This is a genomic window from Pseudomonas sp. 22082 (assembly GCF_052046055.1).
Taxonomy (GTDB): Bacteria; Pseudomonadota; Gammaproteobacteria; order Pseudomonadales; family Pseudomonadaceae; genus Aquipseudomonas; species Aquipseudomonas pharyngis.
Genome location: NZ_JBQEQB010000011.1, coordinates 50,747 through 72,432 on the forward strand (window position 1 = coordinate 50,747; position 21,686 = coordinate 72,432).

General features: G+C 61.1%; 21 protein-coding genes. 12 read left to right on the forward strand and 9 right to left on the reverse strand.

Going from position 1 to position 21,686, the window contains the following annotated elements:
- Positions 1 to 28: 28 nt before the first annotated feature.
- From ACTJK9_RS14785 to zur, 4 genes are read right to left on the reverse strand one after another with little or no spacing between them, the layout of a single operon-like run.
- A complete protein-coding gene (locus tag ACTJK9_RS14785; protein WP_064592487.1) occupies positions 29 to 742 on the reverse strand; it encodes a PA5502 family lipoprotein in 714 nt (237 codons plus the stop codon).
- A 37-nt stretch (positions 743 to 779) separates the two neighbouring features.
- Positions 780 to 1,568 (reverse strand): zinc ABC transporter permease subunit ZnuB, encoded by a 789-nt coding sequence (gene znuB / locus ACTJK9_RS14790; RefSeq protein WP_085612518.1) that lies wholly within the window; start codon positions 1,566 to 1,568, stop codon positions 780 to 782.
- Positions 1,561 to 2,346, reverse strand: a complete 786-nt coding sequence (gene znuC / locus ACTJK9_RS14795) for a zinc ABC transporter ATP-binding protein ZnuC (RefSeq protein WP_039764852.1) — start codon at positions 2,344 to 2,346, stop codon at positions 1,561 to 1,563. Before znuC ends, znuB begins: the two co-directional genes overlap by 8 nt.
- The gene (gene zur / locus ACTJK9_RS14800) at positions 2,346 to 2,828 is read right to left on the reverse strand and encodes a zinc uptake transcriptional repressor Zur (RefSeq protein WP_011331783.1); all 483 of its coding nucleotides are present in this window, start codon (positions 2,826 to 2,828) and stop codon (positions 2,346 to 2,348) included. Before zur ends, znuC begins: the two co-directional genes overlap by 1 nt.
- Before the next feature lie 57 nt (positions 2,829 to 2,885).
- Between zur and ACTJK9_RS14805 the strand changes: the two genes are divergently transcribed.
- Positions 2,886 to 3,815: a zinc ABC transporter substrate-binding protein ZnuA gene (locus ACTJK9_RS14805; RefSeq protein ID WP_064592485.1), complete on the forward strand. Its 930-nt coding sequence runs from the start codon at positions 2,886 to 2,888 to the stop codon at positions 3,813 to 3,815.
- Between the two features lie 37 nt (positions 3,816 to 3,852).
- Here ACTJK9_RS14805 and ACTJK9_RS14810 read toward each other — a convergent pair whose 3' ends face one another.
- The gene (locus ACTJK9_RS14810; RefSeq protein WP_085612516.1) at positions 3,853 to 4,806 is read right to left on the reverse strand and encodes a homoserine kinase; all 954 of its coding nucleotides are present in this window, start codon (positions 4,804 to 4,806) and stop codon (positions 3,853 to 3,855) included.
- Positions 4,807 to 4,867: 61 nt separating this feature from the next.
- Entirely contained in the window at positions 4,868 to 5,164 is a 297-nt protein-coding gene (locus tag ACTJK9_RS14815; RefSeq protein ID WP_011331780.1) for a DUF2782 domain-containing protein, read from the reverse strand.
- Between the two features lie 74 nt (positions 5,165 to 5,238).
- Here ACTJK9_RS14815 and polA point away from each other — a divergent pair, with 74 nt between their 5' ends.
- A complete protein-coding gene (gene polA / locus ACTJK9_RS14820; RefSeq protein WP_440814589.1) occupies positions 5,239 to 8,043 on the forward strand; it encodes a DNA polymerase I in 2,805 nt (934 codons plus the stop codon).
- A 283-nt stretch (positions 8,044 to 8,326) separates the two neighbouring features.
- Here the strand turns inward: polA and yihA are convergent, their stop codons facing one another.
- Positions 8,327 to 8,971: a ribosome biogenesis GTP-binding protein YihA/YsxC gene (gene yihA, locus ACTJK9_RS14825; protein ID WP_011331778.1), complete on the reverse strand. Its 645-nt coding sequence runs from the start codon at positions 8,969 to 8,971 to the stop codon at positions 8,327 to 8,329.
- Positions 8,972 to 9,162: 191 nt separating this feature from the next.
- On the opposite strand from yihA, the gene ACTJK9_RS14830 reads away from it, so the two are divergent.
- From ACTJK9_RS14830 to ACTJK9_RS14860, 7 genes are all read left to right on the forward strand, one after another.
- Positions 9,163 to 9,468 carry a c-type cytochrome gene (locus tag ACTJK9_RS14830; RefSeq protein ID WP_041475093.1) on the forward strand — a complete coding sequence of 102 codons (306 nt, stop codon included), beginning with the start codon at positions 9,163 to 9,165 and terminating at the stop codon, positions 9,466 to 9,468.
- 32 nt (positions 9,469 to 9,500) lie between these two features.
- The gene (locus tag ACTJK9_RS14835; protein ID WP_085612514.1) at positions 9,501 to 10,112 is read left to right on the forward strand and encodes a c-type cytochrome; all 612 of its coding nucleotides are present in this window, start codon (positions 9,501 to 9,503) and stop codon (positions 10,110 to 10,112) included.
- A 200-nt stretch (positions 10,113 to 10,312) separates the two neighbouring features.
- Positions 10,313 to 10,954, forward strand: a complete 642-nt coding sequence (locus tag ACTJK9_RS14840) for a thiol:disulfide interchange protein DsbA/DsbL (protein ID WP_007954043.1) — start codon at positions 10,313 to 10,315, stop codon at positions 10,952 to 10,954.
- A gap of 14 nt (positions 10,955 to 10,968) precedes the next feature.
- A complete protein-coding gene (locus ACTJK9_RS14845) occupies positions 10,969 to 11,847 on the forward strand; it encodes an endonuclease/exonuclease/phosphatase family protein (protein WP_440814594.1) in 879 nt (292 codons plus the stop codon).
- Positions 11,844 to 13,934 (forward strand): diguanylate cyclase, encoded by a 2,091-nt coding sequence (locus ACTJK9_RS14850; protein WP_440814597.1) that lies wholly within the window; start codon positions 11,844 to 11,846, stop codon positions 13,932 to 13,934. Before ACTJK9_RS14845 ends, ACTJK9_RS14850 begins: the two co-directional genes overlap by 4 nt.
- Positions 13,935 to 14,035: 101 nt before the next feature.
- A complete protein-coding gene (locus ACTJK9_RS14855) occupies positions 14,036 to 14,815 on the forward strand; it encodes an N-acetylmuramoyl-L-alanine amidase (RefSeq protein WP_039764871.1) in 780 nt (259 codons plus the stop codon).
- A 72-nt stretch (positions 14,816 to 14,887) separates the two neighbouring features.
- Complete coding sequence (locus ACTJK9_RS14860) at positions 14,888 to 16,504, forward strand: EAL domain-containing protein (protein ID WP_440814600.1); 1,617 nt, start codon at positions 14,888 to 14,890, stop codon at positions 16,502 to 16,504.
- Here ACTJK9_RS14860 and ACTJK9_RS14865 read toward each other — a convergent pair.
- Complete coding sequence (locus ACTJK9_RS14865) at positions 16,501 to 18,291, reverse strand: KinB sensor domain-containing domain (protein ID WP_085612512.1); 1,791 nt, start codon at positions 18,289 to 18,291, stop codon at positions 16,501 to 16,503. The two genes, ACTJK9_RS14860 and ACTJK9_RS14865, sit on opposite strands and share 4 nt — an antisense overlap.
- A 10-nt stretch (positions 18,292 to 18,301) precedes the next feature.
- Positions 18,302 to 19,648 carry a sigma-54-dependent response regulator transcription factor AlgB gene (gene algB / locus ACTJK9_RS14870; RefSeq protein WP_039764876.1) on the reverse strand — a complete coding sequence of 449 codons (1,347 nt, stop codon included), beginning with the start codon at positions 19,646 to 19,648 and terminating at the stop codon, positions 18,302 to 18,304.
- Between the two features lie 427 nt (positions 19,649 to 20,075).
- Between algB and ACTJK9_RS14875 the strand changes: the two genes are divergently transcribed.
- The 3 genes from ACTJK9_RS14875 (at position 20,076) to ACTJK9_RS14885 (ending at position 21,059) form a co-directional block, all read left to right on the forward strand.
- Positions 20,076 to 20,360 carry a hypothetical protein gene (locus ACTJK9_RS14875; protein ID WP_039764878.1) on the forward strand — a complete coding sequence of 95 codons (285 nt, stop codon included), beginning with the start codon at positions 20,076 to 20,078 and terminating at the stop codon, positions 20,358 to 20,360.
- A gap of 67 nt (positions 20,361 to 20,427) precedes the next feature.
- Positions 20,428 to 20,592 carry a DUF1328 domain-containing protein gene (locus ACTJK9_RS14880; protein WP_003177151.1) on the forward strand — a complete coding sequence of 55 codons (165 nt, stop codon included), beginning with the start codon at positions 20,428 to 20,430 and terminating at the stop codon, positions 20,590 to 20,592.
- Between the two features lie 2 nt (positions 20,593 to 20,594).
- Entirely contained in the window at positions 20,595 to 21,059 is a 465-nt protein-coding gene (locus ACTJK9_RS14885; RefSeq protein ID WP_440814605.1) for an inhibitor of vertebrate lysozyme family protein, read from the forward strand.
- Positions 21,060 to 21,686: the final 627 nt, after the last annotated feature.

The following is a 21,686-nucleotide window of genomic DNA, read 5'->3' on the forward strand; positions in this document are numbered from 1 at the left end:
CTGTGGGAGCGAGCCTGCTCGCGATTTTTTATGGTTTACGAGGACTCAAAACCACTTGAGCGGGAACGCTGCGTAGGATCTGCTTCTTGATTTGCAGATCGAAATCCGGATCGAGCTTCTTAACGCGCTTGGTGATCAACGTCGCCAGCCACGGGTAATCATTGGTGCGCGGAGCCTGAATGCTCACCGCACAGTCATAATTCACCACATCGGCGGCGATCGCATCCAGTTGGCGGCGAAGTTTGCGGCTATCAGTGATATTCAGCGCAACCGTGGTGCTTTCGGCAGTCGGATCGATCACCTTGGCTTTCGGCTTGGCTTCAGCGGCCTGCAGCGCTGCTTCGGCTTTCTCCAGCTCGGCCTTGCGCGCTTCGGTGATCGCGCCATTGACGCCACCGGTCAGTGCCGGGGCCTTGGGCATCAGCACGCGGGCACGGGCCAACGCGGTCGCGGCCGCATTCACATCGCCCTTTTGCAGGACGATCTGGCTGCGGCGCAGATAGGCCTCGGCCAACTGGCGCTGGTATTGCTCAAGGGATTGATCGTTGGGGGTTTCGGCCTGCAAGGCTGCCAATTGGTCTTCGGCAGTGGCCAGTTCGCTGCTGGCCAGGCTTTGCTCCAGCTGTGCGATGGCCGTGGCCCGCGCATCGGGGACTTCGGCCACCGGTGGCGTGCTTTGGCAGGCGCCCAGCAGCACTGAAAAGGCCACAAGGAGCAGATAACGGGAGGCGAACGGCTTCATTCCTGCGACTCTCTATTTGCGCAAAAAACGAGCAAGTCTACACCCCTCGACGGGGCAGAACAAAACTCAGCAGAAACAGTGCGGCCGCCGTCACAACGATTGACGGGCCGGCCGGGGTGTCCTTGAACCACGACAACGCCAGCCCGCCACACACGGCGAGCATGCCCAGCACACTCGCGCCCAGTGCCATCTGCTCCGGCGAACGGGCGTGACGTTGTGCCGCAGCCGCCGGGATGATCAACAGCGACGTGATCAGCAACACACCGACGATTTTCATCGCCACTGCGATCACGACTGCGATCAACAGCATCAGCGCCATGCGCAAACCGGCCACCGGCAGACCTTCGACTCTGGCCAGCTCTTCGTGCACGGTGATCGCCAGCAGCGGGCGCCACAGCGTCACCAGCAACACCAGCACCACCGCGCTGCCGCCGAGGATCCACGCCAGATCGGTCGGGCTGATTGCCAGCAGGTCGCCGAACAGATAGGCCATCAGGTCGATCCGCACTTCATGCATGAAGCTTAGTACCACCAGCCCGAGAGAGAGCGTGCTCGGTGCAAGAATGCCCAACAGTGTGTCGGACGCCAGCGGCTGGCGCTGTTGCAAGGTCACCAGCAGCACTGCCAGCAGCAGGCAGCCCACAGTCACCGCGACGGTCGGGCTGACATCCAGCAGAAAGCCCAGCGCCACGCCGAGCAGCGCGGCGTGGGACAGCGTGTCGCCAAAATAGGCCATGCGCCGCCAGACCACGAACGAGCCCAGCGGCCCCGCGACCACCGCCAGCGCCAGACCTGCAAGCAGGGCGTAGAACAGAAAATCAGCCATGCTTGCAGCTATCTCCGTGAACGTGAGGTTGGCCCGTCAAAGGCCCTTTGACCACCGAACCGTGCAGGTCGTGGGCGTGGTCATGATGGTGGTGATAGATCGCCAGGCTCGGCGCGTTGTTGCCGAACAGCTCGACGAAGGCCGGATCGCCACTGACCTGCTCGGGATGCCCGGAGCAGCAGACGTGACGGTTGAGGCACACCACCTGATCGGTGGTGCTCATGACCAGATGCAGATCGTGGGACACCATCAGCACGCCGCAGCCATGACGGTCACGCAGGCGGGTGATCAGGCTGTACAGCTCGGCTTGCCCGGCGACATCGACGCCCTGCACCGGCTCGTCGAGCACCAGCAGTTCCGGCTCGCGCAACAAGGCACGGGCCAGCAGCACGCGCTGCATTTCACCGCCGGAAACACTTTGCACCGGGCTGTCGATGACGTGCTCGGCGCCGACTTCCTTGAGTGCCGCCAGCGCACGCGGGCGATCGACGCCCGGCACCAGCCGCAGGAAGCGCAGCACTGACAGCGGCAAGGTCGGATCGACGTGAAGTTTTTGCGGCATGTAGCCGACGCGCAGTTTCGGCTTGCGCCAGACGCTGCCGCTGTCGGGTTTCAACAGCCCGAGCACGGCGCGGACCAGCGTGGTTTTGCCGGCGCCGTTGGGGCCGATCAGGGTGACGATCTGCCCCGGTTCGACGCTCAGGTGAATGTTGTCCAGCACGTTCTGCCCGGCAAACCGGACCGCTACCTGCTCCAGACGGATCAGCGCATCGCTCATCAAGCCCCCCGGCAGCCGGAGCAGAGGCCAACCACTTCGACGGTCTGGGCCTCGACGATGAAGCCGACGTCCTTGGCGCTGTGGACAATCGCATCGCTGATGGTTTTTTGCTCAAGTTCGATGGCGGCATGGCATTCGCGGCAAATCAGGAACTGGCCCTGGTGCGAATGTTTCGGGTGAACACAGCCAACGAAGGCGTTGAGCGAGGAAATGCGGTGCACCAGACCGTTTTCCAGCAGGAAATCCAGCGCCCGGTATACGGTCGGCGGCGCGGCGCGGCGGCCGTCCTGCTCGCTGAGCACCGCCAGAATGTCGTAGGCGCCCAGCGGCTTGTGGCTCTGCCAGACCAGTTCCAGTACCCGCCGGCGCAACGCGGTCAGGCGCAGGCCTTTCTGTGCACACAGGGCATCGGCCTCGGACAGCGCGCTGTGAACGCAGTGCGAGTGGTCGTGGGGACGGCTGGCAATCGGTGTAATAGGCATGAGCGGCGACGAGTTTGGTTAGAGACGTTATTATGTTACCCGTTCTCGCCTCATTGAGTGGTCATCGTGTCCCGACTTTTTTCTGTTTTTGTCGTATTCATCACCGGTTTTCTGCTGATCGGTCCGGCTCAGGCCGAGGTCAGAGTTCTCACCAGCATCAAGCCCCTGCAACTGATTGCCGCCGCGGTGCAGGACGGCGTGGCGATTCCGGAAGTGCTGCTGCCACCGGGCGCTTCGCCGCATAACTACGCATTGCGACCGTCCGACGTGCGCAAGGTGCAATCGGTGGACCTGCTGTACTGGATCGGCCCGGACATGGAAGGTTTCCTGCCACGCGTGCTGAATGGTCGTACGCTGCCGAGCGTCGCCGTGCAGGACTTGCCGGGCATGAAGCTGCGCCGCTTCGCTGCGGACAACCATTCCCACGCTGAAGAAGCCGACGAACATGACCACGACCATCGCCCGGGCAGTCTCGATGCGCATTTGTGGCTATCGCCGGTGAACGCGCGGGTTATTGCCGACAAAATGGCCGCTGACCTGAGTGCCGCCGACCCGGCCAATGCCGAGCGCTATCAGAGCAATGCCAAGGCGTTCGATGAGCGTCTGGATGCACTGGATCAGCGTTTGAAGAAACGCCTGGCCAGTGTTGAAGGCAAACCCTACTTCGTCTTCCACGAAGCCTTCGACTACTTCGAAGAGGCCTACGGTTTGAAACACGCCGGCGTGTTCAGCGTTGCGGCGGAAGTGCAGCCGGGGGCCCAGCATGTGGCGGCGATGCGTACGCGTTTGCAGGAAGTCGGCAAGACGTGCGTGTTCAGTGAGCCGCCGCTGCGTCCACGTTTGGCCGAGACCTTGGTGGCGGGCCTGCCGGTGAAGCTGGCGGAGTTGGATGCGCTGGGCGGATACACGCCAGCGACGGCTCAGGGTTATGAGCAAGTGCTGGAGAAGCTGGGGAATGATCTGGCGGGTTGCCTGGAATCGCTCTGATACAAAAAAACCGCAGCCTGTACAGGCTGCGGTTTTTTTACAGGGCGAAAGGTAGCGGTGTACTGACCTGCTGACGCTGCGCCAGCCGCTGCTCGAACTCTTTCGGATCGTGAATCAGCACGTCCTGCCCGGCGAACGATTCCGCCGCGATCAACCGCGACAGCCAGAACCGCACACACGCCACTCGCAGCATGGTCGGCCACAGCTCGGCCTCGGCCGCCGTGAAAGGTCGCAATGCCGCGTAGGCACCGAGGAACGCCCGCGCACGCGGGCCGTCGATCAGGCCTTCGTCATCGGAACACCAGTCGTTCAGGGCAATCGCCACGTCATAGAGCATCGGCCCGGAGCAGGCGTTGTAGAAGTCGATCAGCCCGGTCAGGTGCGTGCCTTCGAACATCGCGTTGTCGCGAAACAGGTCGGCGTGAATGTTTGCCCGAGGCAGCGCGAGAATTTTCTCTTTCTGTTGGGTGATTTCATCCAGAGACTTTTGCAGCAACGCGCGCGGCTGCTCGCTCAGGTGCGAAAGGAACTGCGTGCCCTCTTCCAGCATCCAGTCCAGGCCACGATCGGTCTTGCGCTTGATCATGTTGTCGCCCTGGGTCGCCAGGTGCAGATGCGCCTGCAAGTCACCGACCTGCGCGCAATGCTGGGCATTGGCCTGCTTGATGTGCTTGCCGGCCAGGCGCGGTTGCAGCAGCGCCGGTTTGCCTTTCAGCTCGCGCAGGGCCACGCCGTCGGTGGTGCGCAGCGCGTAAGGCACCGGCAGATCGGCTTCGTGCAGCACGTCGAGCAGATCGATGAAGAACGGCATTTCCTGCACCGGGCCACGTTCGACCAGGGTCAGGACGAACTCGCCCTGTTCCATGCTGATGAAGAAGTTGGTGTTTTCGCTGCCGGCGGCGATCCCCTGGAAATCGAGCAGACGGCCGAGCCCGTAAGGGGCGAGAAAGGTTTCCAGCTCGGGCCGAGCCAGGGGGGTGAACACAGACATGGTTAAAAACTGCTCAGTTCTGGCGCCGCCATCAAACGGCGCCGATTAAAAGTCAGGAAACTTACTTCCAGGTAAAGATTTCCCACGACGGAATCAGCATATCCGGCTGGTCGGACCGGATGTAGTTCGCGTCCGTACCATCGGCGCGCACCAGGAAATAGGGTTTGCCGCCCTTCGGTGTGACCTTGATCGCGTACACGAATCCACTCCGGCTGTATTCCTGAATGACCTTGTCGCCTTCCGTATGCGTGCTGATGGTAACTTCCGGCTCCGATGATGGCGCATCATCCGCCGCGATCGCGGCCAGCGGTGAGACAGCAATCAGACTGACCAGCAGCAAGCGATTTAACGTACGCATGATAACCTTGTCCCTTTGTCGTCAACGGTCCCGCTATTCTAGCGCCGGGCCCGCCGAAAAGGTTGATTCTACTCATGAGCCAAGCCCCCCTCGTCCTGGTGGACGGTTCGTCTTACCTGTACCGCGCCTTTCACGCGCTGCCACCGCTGACCACCTCCAAAGGCCTGCCGACCGGTGCGGTCAAAGGCGTGCTGAACATGCTCAAGAGCCTGCGCAAGCAGTATCCGGACAGCCCGTTCGCCGTGGTGTTCGACGCCAAGGGTGGGACATTTCGCGATGAGATGTACGCCGAATACAAGGCCAACCGCCCGAGCATGCCTGACGACATGCGCGTGCAGATCGAGCCGCTGCACCAGAGCGTGATCGCCCTCGGATTCCCGCTGCTGTGCGTCGAAGGCGTCGAGGCCGATGACGTGATCGGCACCCTGGCCCGCAGCAGCGCAGCCGCCGACCGTCCGGTGATCATCTCCACCGGCGACAAGGACATGGCGCAACTGGTCGACGGCCACATTACCTTGGTCAATACCATGTCCGGTAGTTCGATGGACGTGGAGGGCGTGAAGGAGAAATTCGGCGTCGCTCCGGAGCAGATCATCGATTATCTGGCCCTGATGGGCGATTCTTCCGACAACATTCCCGGCGTTCCGGGCATCGGCCCGAAAACCGCTTCCGGCCTGCTGGTGGGCGTCAACGGCGGTCTGACCGAGCTGTACGCGCAACTCGACATCGTGCCGACCCTGCCGATCCGTGGCGCCAAGACCCTGCCGGCCAAGCTCGAAGAGCACAAGGAGATGGCCTTCCTCTCCTATCAACTGGCGACCATCAAGGTCGACGTGCCGCTGGACATCGGCCTCGACGACCTGCAAATGGGTCCGGAAGACCCGGCCAAACTTTACGAGCTGTACACCCTGCTGGAGTTCAAGAGCTGGCTGAATGACCTGGATCGCGATGCCAAGCGCCAGGAACTGAGCGCTGCCGCCGAGCCTGCGCCGGCCGGCGATCTGTTCAGCGCGCCAGAAGCCGAAGCGCCTGCAACATCCGCTGAAGCCGCTTACGAAACCATCCTCGACCAGGCGCGATTCGACGTCTGGCTGGAAAAGCTGAAGAACGCCAAGCTGTTCGCCTTCGACACCGAAACCACCGGCATCGACGCGCAGCAGGCGCAACTGGTCGGGCTTTCCTTCGCGGTACAGGCCAACGAAGCGGCGTACATCCCGCTGACCCATTCCTACATCGGCGTGCCGGAGCAGCTGGATCGCGACACCGTGCTGCGCGCACTCAAGCCGATCCTTGAAGATCCGAACAAACTCAAGGTCGGCCAGCACGCCAAGTTCGACATGAACATCCTGGCCAACTGCGCCATCGGTGGCGACCAGAACGAAGGCATCACCGTGCGCGGGATTGCCTTCGACACGATGCTTGAGTCCTACGTGCTCAACTCCACCGCCACCCGTCACGACATGGACAGCCTGGCGCAGAAATACCTGGACCACACCACCGTGAGCTTCCAGGACATCGCCGGCAAAGGCGCCAAGCAGCTGACCTTCGACCAGATCGCTCTGGAGCAGGCCGGGCCGTATGCCGCCGAAGATGCCGACGTGACCCTGCGCCTGCACCAGACCCTGTTCGAAAAACTCAGCGCCATCCCGAGCCTGGCCAGCGTGCTGACCGACATCGAGATCCCGCTGGTGCCGGTGCTCGCTCGCATCGAGCGCCAGGGCGCGTTCGTCGACGCTGACCTGCTCGGCATTCAGAGCATTGAGCTGGGCAACAAGATGGTCGCGCTGGAACGTGAAGCCTTCGAGATCGCCGGTGAAGAATTCAACCTCGGCTCGCCAAAGCAACTGGGCGTGATCCTCTACGAAAAGCTCGGCCTGCCGGTGCTGAAAAAAACCGCCAAGGGCCAGCCGTCCACCGCCGAAGAAGTGTTGGCGAAACTGGCCGAAGACGATCACCGCTTGCCGAAAGTGCTCATGGAACACCGTTCCATGAGCAAGCTGAAAAGCACCTACACCGATCGCCTGCCGGAGCAGATCAACCCACGCACCGGGCGTATCCACACTTCGTACCATCAGGCTGTGGCATCGACCGGTCGCCTGTCGTCGAGCGATCCGAATCTGCAGAACATCCCGGTGCGCACCGCCGAAGGCCGACGCATCCGTCAGGCGTTCGTCGCGCCGAAAGGCTACAAACTGCTGGCGGCGGACTACTCGCAGATCGAATTGCGGATCATGGCGCACCTGTCCCGCGACGAAGGGCTGATGAATGCGTTCCGCAACAACCTGGACGTGCACACCGCCACCGCGGCCGAAGTATTCAAGGTCGAGCTCAACGAAGTGACGTCCGACCAGCGCCGCAGCGCCAAGGCGATCAACTTCGGCCTGATCTACGGCATGGGCGCGCAGAAGCTGGGCAAGGACATCGGCGTCGACACCAAGACCGCCAAGGCCTACATCGAAACCTACTTCGCGCGTTACCCGGGCGTTCGTGAATACATGGATCGCACCCGCGCGCAGGCAGCGGACCAAGGCTTCGTGGAAACGATCTTCGGTCGTCGTCTGTATCTGCCGGAAATCAACTCGAACAAGCCGCAGGAACGCGCTGCCGCCGAACGCACAGCGATCAACGCGCCGATGCAAGGCACCGCAGCAGACATCATCAAGAAAGCCATGGTGGCGGTGGACAACTGGCTGAGCGCTTCGGGGCTGGACGCCAGAGTCATCCTGCAGGTGCACGACGAACTGGTGCTGGAGGTTCGCGAGGATCTGGTCGATCAGGTTCGCGAAGAAATTCGCGTGCACATGAGCGAAGCGGCGAAACTGGACGTGCCGTTGCTGGTGGAAGTGGGGGTTGGCAACAACTGGGACGAGGCGCACTGAGGCCTCTGGGGCGGGGTTTTGCCGCGACAGAGCGTCGCGGCAAGGCATCGAAAAACGCTTAGGTCTGATCGTTCTTGAGCTTATTCCAAAGTTTTTTGAAAAGATTCTGAACTAATCTTGCGCCAGGGCACTCAGAGATACTGAATGGCTGGTGAAGCCCTTCGATGCTCCTATGTTGTGTTAAGTGTTGGCAGATATCTGAACCCCGCCCTAGCGGTTCGGAACTTAAACCCCGGAACTTCTCCCTCCCCATATGAAGTCCGGGGCTTTTTTTGCCTGCGATTTACTCAGCAGGCAATTCAGCGCCTTTGTCTGCCAGTTCCATCCAGCCTGCCAACACAGTGTAGGCCTCTTCCAGCCCCATGCGTTTTGGGGCGGAGAACAGCTGGATCGTCACTTGATCACCCCACCCCTTACGGATTTCCGACTGCACCTTGAGCAGCGTGTTCTTGGCTGCGCCGTAGGTCAGTTTGTCGGCCTTGGTCAGCAGGATGTGCATCGGCATGCCGGCGGCAACGGCCCAGTCCAGCATCAGCAGGTCGAAGTCGGTCATTGGATGACGGATGTCCATCATCAGAATCAAACCCTTCAAACTCTCGCGGCCACCGAGGTAAGCCTCGAGGTGACGCTGCCAGTGCTGCTTGAGCGGGATCGGTACTTTTGCATAACCGTAGCCCGGGAGGTCGACCAGACGCCGTTCATCGTCTAGCTTGAAGAAGTTCAACAGCTGTGTGCGACCCGGTGTTTTCGAGGTGCGCGCCAGGCTGGCGTGAGTCAGGGTGTTCAGCGCGCTGGATTTACCGGCGTTGGAACGACCGGCGAACGCCACTTCGAAGCCTTCGTCGTCGGGGCACTGATCGACTTTGGCGGCACTGAGCATGAACGTGGACTGTTGGCACAGGCCGAGGATGGGATTCTTGAGTTGCATGGGATTTCCGATGTGGGCGGCGCCGGGATTAGGCGCGGAACGCGGTGTCGCTTCCGTTTCAGTGACGCCAGTATATAATGCCGCAGATTTTGTGTGTGCTTTGTCCCAGCGAAGGATGAAGTTCACGAGAGCGACAGACCTTGATTGCGCATTAGAACGCAGAACGCTCTCAACCCTGAAAAGGTCGTTTTATGACGAAATGGCTGCTGGCTGCCGGAGTCTTGATGCCGCTTTACAGCGCACAGGCTACACAGGATCCGGAAGCCGTGTACAACCGTGTTTGTGGAGCCTGTCATTCCGGCCAACTACCCATGGCGCCCAAAAGAGGCGATCAGGCAGCTTGGACGCCGAGGTTGGCGAAAGGTATGGAGACGCTGGTGCAACACGTGACCCAGGGTTTCAAGGCGATGCCGCCGCGTGGTTTGTGCATGGACTGCAGTGCCGAGGATTACCAGGCCCTCATCCTCTGGATGAGCGAGAGTAAGCCCGGTCCATAACTCTTAACCCTTAGCCGTAGTTGGATTAGCTGATGAACAAACTGATCGTGAGTCTGCTGTTGACCGTGGGAATCTCAGGCTTCGCCCATGCTGCCGGTGATGCAGCCGCAGGCCAGGCAAAAGCCGCCGTATGCGGCGCCTGCCATGGCCCGGATGGCAACAGCATGGCGCCAAACTTTCCAAAGCTGGCCGGACAGGGTGAACGCTACCTGACCAAGCAATTGCACGACATCAAGTCGGGCAAGCGCACCGTTCTGGAAATGACCGGCCTGCTGACCAACCTGAGCGATCAGGACCTGGCCGATATCGCCGCCTACTTCGCCAGCCAGAAAGGCAGCGTCGGCGCCGCCGATCCGAAGATCGTCGCTCGCGGTGAAGCCCTGTTCCGTGGCGGCAATATCGAGAAAGGCCTGCCAGCCTGCACCGGTTGCCACTCGCCGAACGGCGCCGGCAACGCAGCCGCCGGCTTCCCGCACCTGGGTGGCCAACACGCTCAGTACATCGCCAAGCAGCTGACCGATTTCCGCAAGGAAGAAGCCGGTCGCAACAACGACGGCGACGCAATGACCATGCGCACCATCGCCCGTAAGCTGAGCGACGAAGACATCGCGGCAGTCTCCAGCTACATTCAGGGCCTGCACTAAGACGCGCGATTCGAGCGTCGAGTGCGATGGCAAACGCCTGCCACGTTAACGCTCGATTAATCCGTTGCACGAAGTATAAAAAGGGTGGCTTTGGCCGCCCTTTTTTGTGGCCGCTGCCGTTACACTACAGAACTCATGCCCGCCAGGATCTGTCTGAAAACAGGTCGCGCGAGGCGACCAAAATTGTCCAGGAGTAAAGCATGCGTAATCTGATCATCAGCGCCGCCCTCGTCGCTGCCAGCCTGTTCGGCGTGACCGCCCAGGCCGCCGAAGCCCCTGCTGCCCCTTACGTCGAACTGAGCAACCCGGTACCGGTCGCCGTGCCTGGCAAGATCGAAGTGGTCGAGCTGTTCTGGTATGGCTGCCCGCACTGCTACGCGTTCGAGCCGGTGATCAATCCGTGGGTTGAAAAACTGCCGTCCGACGTCAACTTCGTGCGCATTCCTGCGATGTTCGGTGGCCCGTGGGACGCTCATGGCCAGATGTTCCTGACGCTGGAAGCCATGGGCGTCGAGCACAATGTGCACGCTGCCGTATTCAACGCCATCCAGAAAGAACACAAGAAGCTGACCGACAAGAACGACATGGCCGACTTCCTCGCCACTCAAGGCGTGGACAAGGATAAGTTCCTGGCGACCTTCGATTCGTTCGCCATCAAAGGGCAAATCGTGAAAGCCCGCGAACTGGCCAAGAAGTATGAAATCTCCGGTGTTCCAACCATGATCGTCAACGGTAAGTACCGCTTCGACATCGGCTCTGCCGGCGGTGCCGAACAGGCGCTGAAACTGGCTGACCAACTGGTGGCCAAAGAGCGAGCGACCAACAAGGCAGCTGCCAACTAAGCGCGGCAATCGCCATGCGCCGCTGGGGAACCGAACGCGTCGTTGGCCTGCATGAACCGCAGGTCAACGAGCATCACCTGGAATCGACGGGCCTGCCCGCAGACAGCCGTCTGCGCTTGCTCAGCTTCAATATTCAGGTCGGCATCAGCACCGAGCGCTATCGGCACTACCTGACCCGCAGCTGGCAGCATCTGCTGCCGCACCCCGGGCGTTCCACCAATCTGCAAAAGATCGGCAATCTGCTCGGAGACTTCGATCTGGTCGCCCTGCAGGAAGCCGATGGCGGCAGCCTGCGTTCAGGCTACGTCAATCAGGTCGAACACCTGGCCCAGCTCGGCGCCTTCCCCTACTGGTATCAACAACTCAATCGCAACCTTGGCCGACTGGCCCAGCACAGCAATGGCGTGCTCAGTCGCCTGCGGCCGTGGGCGATTGAAGACCACCCGCTGCCGGGTCCAAAGGGACGCGGGGCGATTCTGGTGCGCTTCGGCGAAGGCCCGGAAGCGCTGGTGGTGGTGATGATGCACCTGGCGCTCGGCGCCCGGGTGCGCAGCATGCAACTGGCTTACATCCGCGAGCTGATCGGCGGCTACAAGCATCAGGTGCTGATGGGCGACATGAACACCCACGCCAGCGATCTGTTGCGACACTCGCCTTTGCGCGACCTCGGCCTGCTGGCCCCGCAACTCGAAGCGACATTCCCCAGCTGGCGCCCGCAGCGCTGCCTGGATCATATTCTGCTCAGCCCGACCCTGACCCTGGAAAAAGTCGAAGTGCTGGCACAACCGATTTCCGATCACCTGCCGGTCGCGGTAGAGATTCGTCTGCCGGGTTCGCTCACGGCCGATGCATTGCCCGCGTTGAGCACTGCCCTTCGCGGAACCCCTGAATGAGCGACGAAGCCCAGCGCTGGAAAGAGAAATACCTCAAAAGCATCGAACAACAGGAAAAGCTCGAACGTCGGTGGGACGCCCGGCTCGACCTGCTGCGCCGCGGCCTGGTGCGCAGCACCCTGGCGGCGGAAGGCACCGACCGCGTGGTCGATCAGTGCATGAAAGAGATGCGCGACGTAGTGCGCACCGACGACATGGACGCCGGCCTCGCCGCCCTGCTGCCGCGACTGGAAAAAGCCGTGCTCGATTCCGAGCAGCGCCGGGAAACCCGGATCGAACAGGTCAGCACCGCACTGACTGCGCTGGTCACTCAGTTGCAATCTCTCCCGCTGCCTCGCGATGTGGCCCAGCCGCTGAAGAAATTCGCCAAGCAGCTGGATGGCCGGGTGAGTCAGGCCAGAGAGATGCCGCTGCTGCTCAGCGAACTCAGCGGCCTGCAGGGCAAGGCCTTGAGCCAGCTGGCAACGCCGGCGGAACCGGGACGCCCGGGCTTGTTGCAGCGCCTGTTCGGCAGTCGCGACAGCGAGGAAACGCCTGCTCCAGTGGCTCAAGCCGCTGCGGTCGCACCACCAGTGCAGCCACAGCAAGCGCCCGTCACACATGAAGCTGCGCCAGCGCCGGAAGCGCCTGTTACAAGCGCCGAACCGGTCGCCACTGCGAGCGTCAGCCAAGCGCCGATCGCCGCCCCCGTGGCCGAGCCCTTCAAAGCGCCAGAACCAATCCCCGAATATCTTGCGGAACCGGAGGTGGCGGCCTTTGAGCCTGCCAGAATCCTCACCGAATCCCCCTCCGCCCCCAGCGAACCAGAAACCGCCGAGCCAGAACCGGAGCCGCAGACCTTCACGCCTCCTCCGGTTTTCGCGCCGGCAGTGCCAACAGCCATCAACCCGGACGAACTGATCCACCCCGGCGATACGCCGCCGCCCGTGATCCTTGACAGCCTGCCCCTGCCCGAGCCCATCGCCCAGGCATTGGCCGCCATCGATCCGGAACAATCCGAGCACGACATCCTCTACGCCCTGCCGGACTCGCCGGAGCCATCCTACAGCTCGGTCGCCAAACACATCGAAGACACGCTGATCGGGCTGCTGGATGACCTGACCTTGCCGGAGCGCCATCGCCCGCAAGCCGAGGCCATGCGCGATCGATTGAAAAACGGCCTGAACTGGTACGAATTGCTGCCGATCCTCGACGATCTCGCAACTTTGATGCTGGCCATTACCGATAGCGGCCAACACGAATTCGAAGCCTACCTGCAGCAACTCAACGAGCGCCTCGAAGCGTTCCAGAGCAACTTGCAGGCCGCCAGCGAAGGCCACGCCGACAACAGCTCTGCGGCGCGAGCGATGGACACGCAGATCCGCGAACAGGTCGACGGCCTGCAGAACAGCGTGCAGGAAGCGGCCGATCTGGATGATCTGAAGCAAGTGCTGGAAAACCACCTCGAAGGCCTGCTCGGCACCATGGATCAGCACCAGAAGCAACGTGACGCCCGGGAACAGGAAGTGGCTGGACGCCTGAAAAGCCTCGCTGAACGCGTCGCACACATGGAGCAGGAAGCGCAGGGATATCGCGAACACCTCGAAGAGCAACGCCAGAAAGCCCTGATCGATCCGCTCACCGGCCTGCCCAACCGCGCCGCCTGGACCGAACGGCTCGAATATGAAATCGCCCAATGGCAGCAGCACGGCAATACCTTGAGCCTGGCCATGCTCGACCTCGATCACTTCAAACGAATCAACGACAACTACGGGCATCTGGCCGGCGACAAGGTCTTGAAAATCATCACCACGGTGCTGCGCAAGCGTCTGCGGGGCAGTGATTTCATCGCCCGTTTCGGCGGGGAAGAGTTTGTCCTTCTGCTCCCGGCCACCCCGCCGGCGGTCGGCGCCAAACTCCTGGAAACCCTGCGCGCCGCCATCGAAGCCTGCCCGTTTCACTTCAAGGGCGAGCGCGTCACGATTACCGTTTCCATGGGGCTGGCGGCTTTCCGGCCGGGAGAACACAGCGATCTGGTGCTCAAAAGAGCCGATCAGGCGCTTTACCGGGCGAAAAACGCAGGGCGTAACCGGGTAGAGCTGGGCTGAGGCAATTGTTCCATATTGTTTAAATCAGCCCTTTAAGCGTCGAAGCGCAAGGCGATACGTTACACTGTTGCATTATCGTCTTGCGTGTACTGCCCTCTGCCATGAAATTTTTTACCCTCCTCGCGTCGCTCCTCTTACTGGCCGGTTGTGCCAGCGGCCCGCGTTTCGACACCAGCCATCCTTCGGTCAATCACGACAGCCGTGTGCAGTTCGTGATCGTGCACTACACCTCCGCTTCGCTCGAACGCTCATTGCAGTTGCTGACTCACGGCGAAGTCAGCAGTCATTACCTGATCGGCGACGACAAGAACGCCACCATCTACAAGTTGATGGACGAGAACCTGCGTGCCTGGCATGCCGGTGAAAGCGAATGGCAAGGCCGTACCTGGCTCAACTCCAGTTCGATCGGCATTGAAATCGTCAATCCGGGTTTCAAGGACACACCGACCGGTCGCCTCTGGTATCCCTACAGCGAAGCACAGGTGCAATCGTTGATCGTCCTGCTCAAGGACATCAGTAAACGCCAGGGCATCAGCCCGCGCCACATCATCGGCCACAGTGACATCGCCCCGTTGCGCAAGCTCGACCCGGGGCCGCTGTTCCCCTGGAAGCGCCTGGCGGCCGAGGGGCTGGGGCTCTGGCCCGACGAGCAAGCCGTGGCACGCCAGCAAGCGCAGTTCGACGCCGAGCTGCCGAGCATCACCTGGTTCCAGAGCCAACTGGCACGCCTGGGCTACTCGACGCCGCAAACCGGTGAGCTGGATGTAGCGACCCGCCATGTGCTCGCGGCCTTCCAGATGCACTACCGCCCTGCGCGCTTTGACGGCACGCCGGATGCGCAAACGGCAGCGTTGCTGCTGGTGCTGAATCAGACAAAATAATGACGCCCGCCCGACGGTCAGGGCGAAATCGCAATCAGCAGCTATAACTCATTGGTAATTCTTCGGATATCCATGATGGTTGCTACCCGAGAGACGCTGCGTAGCTGGTTTTATCGCCCCTGGTTTCTGGCGATGATCGCGGCTGTCCTCAGTGCGAGCCTGCTGATCACCGGTGGGCTGTTCGTGGCCATGCGCCAGGTCGAGCAAAGCGAAAGCCAGGAAATGAACGCCCAGGGCGAGCGGTTCCTGGCACGTCTGGAGCAACTCTTCGGCCAGTTGCGCGAAAGCCTCGACGACCTCGAAGCCCAGCCCTTGCGCAGCTGCGACGACGAAATGATCGCCACGTTGCAGCAAGTGACGTTCAACTACCGCTTCGTCTATGAAGCCGCCTACATGGACGCCACGCGGATTTGCTCCAACCGTCCGCGCCAGGAAGGCCTGTCGGTGATCCGTCCTCCGGACATCAAGGGCCCGACCTACAGCTACTGGCTGAACACCACCACCGAACCCGATGAAAACCGCGCAGCGCTGATGCTCGGGCGCGGCAACTTTCGCGTAGCCACCTCGCGCGGACATCTCACCGACATGGTCGACCTGTTGCCCGGCAGCAGCCTGTTGGTAGTGCTGGATCACGGGACCCGGGCGATTCCGGTGCTCGGCGTCCCACAGGTCTGGCCGCCCACCGAGCCCTGGCCGCCGAAAACCCCGAACGCGCTGCAAGTCACCCAGTCACACCTGATCTACCGCATGCCCACTGACAACCCGGAATACCAACTGGTGCTGATCAGCCCGCGCTCGGGCATGCACATTCCGGAGCTCTGGTGGTGGATGGTGCCTTTCTGTCTGGTGCTCGGTGCGCTGGTGGGCGTTCTGGTGTTCTGGGTCGTGCGCCAGCGCCAGTCGCTCGACGCCGAGCTGCACGGCGCCATCCGCCGTGGCGAGTTGCAGGTTCTTTATCAACCGATCTTCGATCTCGACAGCCGCAACTGCGTCGGTGCCGAAGCCCTGCTGCGCTGGCGCCGGCCGGACGGCACGCTGACCAGCCCTGACCTGTTCATCCCGATGGCCGAGAACACCGGACAGATTCGCCAGATGACCGACTTCGTCCTGCAACGCCTGCTCGAGCAGTTGGGTCAGTTGCTGCGGGCCAATCCGCAGCTGTACATCTCGGTGAATCTGGCCGCCTGCGACGTGATGGTGCCGCGCATCGGCCAGGTCATGGCGCGGCTGCTGACCCTGCATCGGGTGGCGGCGCGGCAGATTGCTTTCGAGGTGACCGAGCGCGGCCTGATCGATGTGGTGGTAGCCCGGGAAAACCTGCAGGCGCTGCGCGATGTCGGGCATCAGGTGCTGATCGACGATTTCGGCACCGGCTATTGCAGCCTGGCCTATTTGCAAACCCTGCCGGTGGATTGCCTGAAGATCGACAAGGCATTTATCGACGCCCTCGGCCATGACGCCGCCAGCAGCGGTGTCGCGCCACACATCATTCACATGGCCCAGGCGCTGGACCTGAAGGTGATTGCCGAAGGAATCGAATTCGAGTCACAAGCGGCGCTGCTGAGCAGCGAAGGGGTGAAGTTCGGTCAGGGCTGGTTGTTCGCCCACGCCTTGAGCGCGGTGCAGTTCATCGAACTGATTACCCGTGGACGGCGACTCGCCGGCCGCCGGATCGACGACGAAGCCTAAACCGCCAGCGCCATATAGAACTGCGTGCCCTGCCCCGGCCGCGAGTAAACGCCCATCCGCCCACCGTGCAACTGGACGATTTCCTTGCACAGCGCCAGACCCAGCCCGGCCCCACCCTTCTTGCGGCCCACCTGAACGAAGGGTTCGAAAATCCGCCCTTGCTGACCGTAGGCAATCCCTTCGCCGTTGTCTTCGACGCTGATGATCACCCGTTCGCCATGGCGACGGGCCTGCAAGCGGATCAACCCGTCGCGCGCCGTGTGGCGCAAGGCGTTGTCGATCAGGTTGTCGAGGACTCGATCGAGCTGCGCCTGATCCGCCTGCAAGCGTGGCAGCGGGCTCTGCGCTTCGACGGTCAAGGTAACGCCCTTCTGCGCTGCCGAATCGGCGAAACGCAAACGCGCCTGCTCCAGCAGATCCTCGATGGAGCACGGCGCCAGTGTGAGTTTCTGCAAACCGCTCTGATAACGCGAAAAGTTGAGCAGATCGTTGATCAACTGCATCAGGCGCTGCATTTCTTCATTGACCGTGTCGAGCAGGTCGGACTCACGCGACTCCGGAGGAAACTTCGCCCTCTCACGGAACAGTCCGAACGCCATGTGCATGCCCGTGACCGGCGTGCGCAGTTCGTGAGAGGCGCGCAACACGAATTCGCTGCGCACCCGTTCGAAGGCGCGCTGCTCGGTGACGTCGTGCAGGACCATCACGGCGCCGAGGATATGCCCCTGGGTATGGCTGACCGGCGTCAGGCTGTAGGTCAGCAGGCGCGTTTCGCCATCGACCTCAATGCTCAAATCTTCCGGCGCCCGCTCAAGGTTGCCGCCGCGCAACACCAGTTGCAGCTGTGCATCCAGCTCCGGTCGCTGAAGCGCCGTGCCGAGGCCTTCGCCGAAACGGTCGCTGTCCCAGCCCAGTTGTCGCTGGGCCACCGGGTTCAAATGTTCCAGACGACCCTGACGGTCGATCATCAGCAAACCGTCATCGATGCTGTCGAGCACCGCTTGCAGGCGCTGCTGGCCGGCGAGCAATTCGTCGACATTGGTCGCCTGATGTTCGCGCAGGGCTTCGGCCATCAGCCCGAAGCGCCGGGTCAGCAGGTTGATTTCCATGGCCGAGGACACCGGCAGGGTCACCTCGAAATTGCCTTGGCCGATATTGTCCGCCGCTTTGGCCAGCGCTTCGATCGGCGCACCAAACCGCCGGGCAATGCCCTGGGCGGTAACGAAGCCAATGATCAGCACCGCCAGCCCCACCAGTCCCAACAGGCCAGCGATCAGCAACGCGCGGTCGCGGGCGGCATGCTGGACAGAATTGATATTGTCCAGTGCGTGCTTGTGCTCGGTAATCAATCCGTTGCGCAGGGTGTTGAAGCGCTCACGCAAGTCGCCACCGCCACTCAGGGCAGCAGCCGGGTCGCGGGAGATGTCGAAGGCCTGGAGGAAGCTCAGGTAATCGGCTTTGGCCTGACTGAATCCATACTGGCGATCGTCGTCTTTCTGCTCCTGGGCGATGCCCTCTTCGAGCAACTGGAAGTAATGCTGTTTGGACGCCTCGAACGCCACGGGGTCGGGCTTTTCGGCGAGCATCATGATCAGTTGATCGCCGAGGGTCTGGCGCAGCTTGAGCCCCAGATCGAGGGTGACGAAGTTGTTGCGGATCAGCGCCTCCTGAGTGCCGGCCATCTGCATCACACTGACCAGCCCGAGCATCAGCCCGAGCAAGGCCACGGTGATCAGCGCGGAAATGCTCAGGAACAAGCGAGTCCGCAACTTCATCGCCAGTTTCATCCGCGGATGCTCACAGGTTGTACTGCTTGCGCTTGCGATACAGGGTCGAAGCGTCGATCCCCAAGGTCTTGGCGGCCTGATCGAGAGTTCCGGCGGTCGCCAGTACCGCGCCGATGTGGGCTTTCTCCAACTCGTCGAGGCTCAACGCAGCGCCGACCCGTGGCGCATTGTTCGCCGGTTGTTCGGCCATGCCGAGGTGGCTGATTTCCACACGCTCCTGCGGGCAAATGATGCTGGCCCGCTCGACCACGTTACGCAGCTCGCGGATGTTGCCCGGCCAGCGATAGCCCAGCAGCGCCTCGCGAGCCTCATCACTGAAGCCCCGGGCCGGACGCGCGTATTCCTTGACGAAGCGGGCGAGGAACCGGTCGGCCAAGGTCAGGATGTCTTCGGCCCGCTCGCGCAGCGGCGGCAAATGCAGGGTGATGACGTTCAGACGATAGAGCAGGTCTTCACGGAAACGGCCGTCGCGCACCATGTCCTCAAGATTGAGGTTGGTGGCGGCGAGGATGCGCACATCGGCGCGGCGGGTGACCGGATCGCCTACCCGCTCGTATTCCTTGTCCTGAATGAAACGCAGCAACTTGGGCTGCAATGTCAGCGGAAAATCGCCGATCTCGTCGAGAAACAGCGTACCGCCATCGGCCTGATTGACTCGACCCAGCGTGCTTTCACTGGCCCCGGTGAACGCGCCGCGACTGTGACCGAACAACTCGCTTTCCATCAGTTCGGCGGTCAGCGACGGGCAGTTGATGGTGACGCAGGATTTCTTCTCGCGCTTGCTCCAGCCGTGAATGGCTCGGGCCAGCTCACCTTTACCGGTGCCGGACTCACCGAGGATCAGGATGTTGGCGTCGGTGCCCGCCACTTGCCGCGCCGTTTCCAGGACGACTTTCATCGCCGGGCTGTGGGAATCGAGGCCGTCCTTGGGTTTGCGGATCTCGCCTTCGAGGGCTTCCAGACGCGCCGACAGCTGACGTACTTCCAGTTGCTTGGCGGTCGCCAGGCGCAATTGATCCGGGCTGCACGGCTTGACCAGATAATCGGCAGCGCCGGCCTGAATGGCGTCCACCGCGGTGTCGACGGCCGAATGGGCGGTGACGATCACCACCCGCATCCACGGCGCCTGAATGCGCATCTGCGCCAATACATCCAGGCCGTTATCTTCGCCCAGACGCAAATCCAGAAAGCACAGATCGAACACCTGGCGTTGCAACAGCGCTTCAGCCTGGGCCGCACTGTTGGCAGTGGCGACAGAATAACCTTCGTCTTCGAGGCAATAACGAAAGGTTCGCAGGATGGCGGATTCATCATCCACCAGCAGAATGCGGCCTTGGTGCTCAGTGGCTGATTCCATTTTTCCTACGCTCCATAAATGAATGTCTTGGGTTAGTCCCGGAAAAATCGGGCAAGTTGCATGGTTGATTCTGATCGATTCCAGTCATAGCAGGGTAGCTCTCTCCTGCCCTCACGGCTAATCCACTGATTTTGTTGATTTTTTAAACATCGCACAGTTTCAGGACGGTTTCCTGCCTCCTTTTCTGACATCCGCACCCTGCTCTCAATTCAAAAAGAATGATTCCTCCTACGAAATAATCGTGCATTACGCACGACGCTGCGAGGGTCATCGTGCAGGATGCGTCGTCAGTAACTTTTGCAGCATCTATAACTAACTGATTTTATTAGATTTTTTTAAACAAAAAAGCTGGCATGCGGGCTGCAATACATCATTCAGCCCGGGCAGAAATGCACTGCCCCCACCGAACAAGAGTGAGGAACCCAGGATGACTCGCCAACGTGCCGCCCAAATGCGTATTTCGCCACTGCATCTGCAGCAGGCCCTGTTTGGCGCACTTGCGCTGCTGATCACTCTGATCGCCTGCCAGCAATATCTGCGCTGGGAGCAGAGCCAGCAGCCTGAGCCCCTGATTTCCATGCAACACGCGACGCAGACGCACTTCAGCGCCGTCAGCAGCAGCCAGGCCGACAACGGCGCGATGCGCATGATGGACGTCGACCAGCCACAACCGCTGGGCGACATGCCCCGTGAAGAACGCTGGGTTTTCTGATTCACGAATCTGGGCGCCCCTGCGCCGAGACCGGCAACATCCCTAAATAGAAGCAAGGAGAATCACCATGTTGAGCTGGGCAATCACATTCCTGATCATTGCCATCATCGCCGCAGTACTGGGCTTCGGTGGTATCGCGGGCACCGCCACGGGTATCGCCAAGATTCTGTTTGTCGTGTTCCTGGTGATGTTCATCGCTTCCTTCTTCTTTGGCCGTCGCGGTCGAGGTTGAACATGAAGGGGTTAAAGACACTGGCAGCCGCCCTGCTCCTGGGCGGTAGTTCCATGGCAATCGCGGCCAATGACGGCCAGGCGCGGGTCAACGAACTGTTGAGTTCCGACCCGCAATACAGGGAAACCTGGGAAGGCGTGGTGAAGAAGGAAGAGCGCCTGCCGGAATGGGTGATGAACCTGTCCGGCACGCCTGACCAGCAGATGAATGCCGTGACCGAAGATGGCGACAAGTATCTGGTCGGTCCGCTCTGCGAATCCGCAGACAAGTGCATGAACCATCGCTTGATCGTCGCGTTCAGTTTCGACAAGAAAGACGCTTACGCCATGCTTGTGGATGTGCCCGAAGGACTGCCGGCGGACAAGTCGCCAACGCGACATGCCACCTACCGCTTCCTCGGCAAACCCGATCAGGGCATGCAAAACCTTCTGATGGAAACGCTGAAGAAAGATCCGAACTGGTATTGAACACGAGGGCAGCCGAAAGGCTGTCCTCCATTGCGTCGGCCCGAGGAAGGCCGGTGCATGACCAGGGGGCCGGGACGTTCTGACTGTTGCAGGGTCGGAGTGACCTACGGGTACAGGGAGTGCCTGCGATGAGGGCCGGGTCAGGGTAAAAGCTGCGACGCAAGTTCGCCAACCGGAGTGGTTCGACGGACTTGCGCTGGGCTTTCAACGTGACAAAACGTTGATCCAGAGCGTTCTGCTCAACTTTTTTATCGCTCACACTGCATGCGAAAGCATTTCGCGGTGTTTCCTGGCGACCGTATATCGAGAAAGAGTCGATCGAGTAAGTCGGACATTTAGTTTCCGAACGTAGGCTTTTTCCTAAATTTTTCGTCGAAATCACTCGTTCAAAAAATAACCAACCTACGCTGTAATGGCCGGTTCACGGCACTTATGCCTGCCGAAATGTCGTATTCGAACCGGTTGGGACGCCAGTTTCATAAAAAAAAGCTCATGCCGATTCGGCATAGGGTAGGCGTTTACGGCATTAGACGGCGCAACCTTGCATCGGAATAGTTGCGCCTTTTTTCGCCTGCCGGAGAGCCGTAAATACGCGCTTCGGGGCACCTTATACGGAGGCAGATGCAC

Bases quoted from the DNA above. Each gene is read 5' to 3' on its own strand.
- ACTJK9_RS14850 (WP_440814597.1), top strand. From the start codon at position 11,844: ATGAGCGACGAAGCCCAGCGCTGGAAAGAGAAATACCTCAAAAGCATC.
- ACTJK9_RS14785 (WP_064592487.1), bottom strand. From the start codon at position 742: ATGAAGCCGTTCGCCTCCCGTTATCTGCTCCTTGTGGCCTTTTCAGTG.
- ACTJK9_RS14865 (WP_085612512.1), bottom strand. From the start codon at position 18,291: ATGAAACTGGCGATGAAGTTGCGGACTCGCTTGTTCCTGAGCATTTCC.
- algB (WP_039764876.1), bottom strand. From the start codon at position 19,648: ATGGAATCAGCCACTGAGCACCAAGGCCGCATTCTGCTGGTGGATGAT.
- ACTJK9_RS14860 (WP_440814600.1), top strand. From the start codon at position 14,888: ATGATGGTTGCTACCCGAGAGACGCTGCGTAGCTGGTTTTATCGCCCC.
- polA (WP_440814589.1), top strand. From the start codon at position 5,239: ATGAGCCAAGCCCCCCTCGTCCTGGTGGACGGTTCGTCTTACCTGTAC.
- ACTJK9_RS14835 (WP_085612514.1), top strand. From the start codon at position 9,501: ATGAACAAACTGATCGTGAGTCTGCTGTTGACCGTGGGAATCTCAGGC.
- znuB (WP_085612518.1), bottom strand. From the start codon at position 1,568: ATGGCTGATTTTCTGTTCTACGCCCTGCTTGCAGGTCTGGCGCTGGCG.
- ACTJK9_RS14840 (WP_007954043.1), top strand. From the start codon at position 10,313: ATGCGTAATCTGATCATCAGCGCCGCCCTCGTCGCTGCCAGCCTGTTC.
- ACTJK9_RS14845 (WP_440814594.1), top strand. From the start codon at position 10,969: ATGCGCCGCTGGGGAACCGAACGCGTCGTTGGCCTGCATGAACCGCAG.
- ACTJK9_RS14855 (WP_039764871.1), top strand. From the start codon at position 14,036: ATGAAATTTTTTACCCTCCTCGCGTCGCTCCTCTTACTGGCCGGTTGT.
- ACTJK9_RS14830 (WP_041475093.1), top strand. From the start codon at position 9,163: ATGACGAAATGGCTGCTGGCTGCCGGAGTCTTGATGCCGCTTTACAGC.
- ACTJK9_RS14880 (WP_003177151.1), top strand. From the start codon at position 20,428: ATGTTGAGCTGGGCAATCACATTCCTGATCATTGCCATCATCGCCGCA.
- yihA (WP_011331778.1), bottom strand. From the start codon at position 8,971: ATGCAACTCAAGAATCCCATCCTCGGCCTGTGCCAACAGTCCACGTTC.
- ACTJK9_RS14885 (WP_440814605.1), top strand. From the start codon at position 20,595: ATGAAGGGGTTAAAGACACTGGCAGCCGCCCTGCTCCTGGGCGGTAGT.
- ACTJK9_RS14815 (WP_011331780.1), bottom strand. From the start codon at position 5,164: ATGCGTACGTTAAATCGCTTGCTGCTGGTCAGTCTGATTGCTGTCTCA.
- ACTJK9_RS14875 (WP_039764878.1), top strand. From the start codon at position 20,076: ATGACTCGCCAACGTGCCGCCCAAATGCGTATTTCGCCACTGCATCTG.
- zur (WP_011331783.1), bottom strand. From the start codon at position 2,828: ATGCCTATTACACCGATTGCCAGCCGTCCCCACGACCACTCGCACTGC.
- znuC (WP_039764852.1), bottom strand. From the start codon at position 2,346: ATGAGCGATGCGCTGATCCGTCTGGAGCAGGTAGCGGTCCGGTTTGCC.
- ACTJK9_RS14810 (WP_085612516.1), bottom strand. From the start codon at position 4,806: ATGTCTGTGTTCACCCCCCTGGCTCGGCCCGAGCTGGAAACCTTTCTC.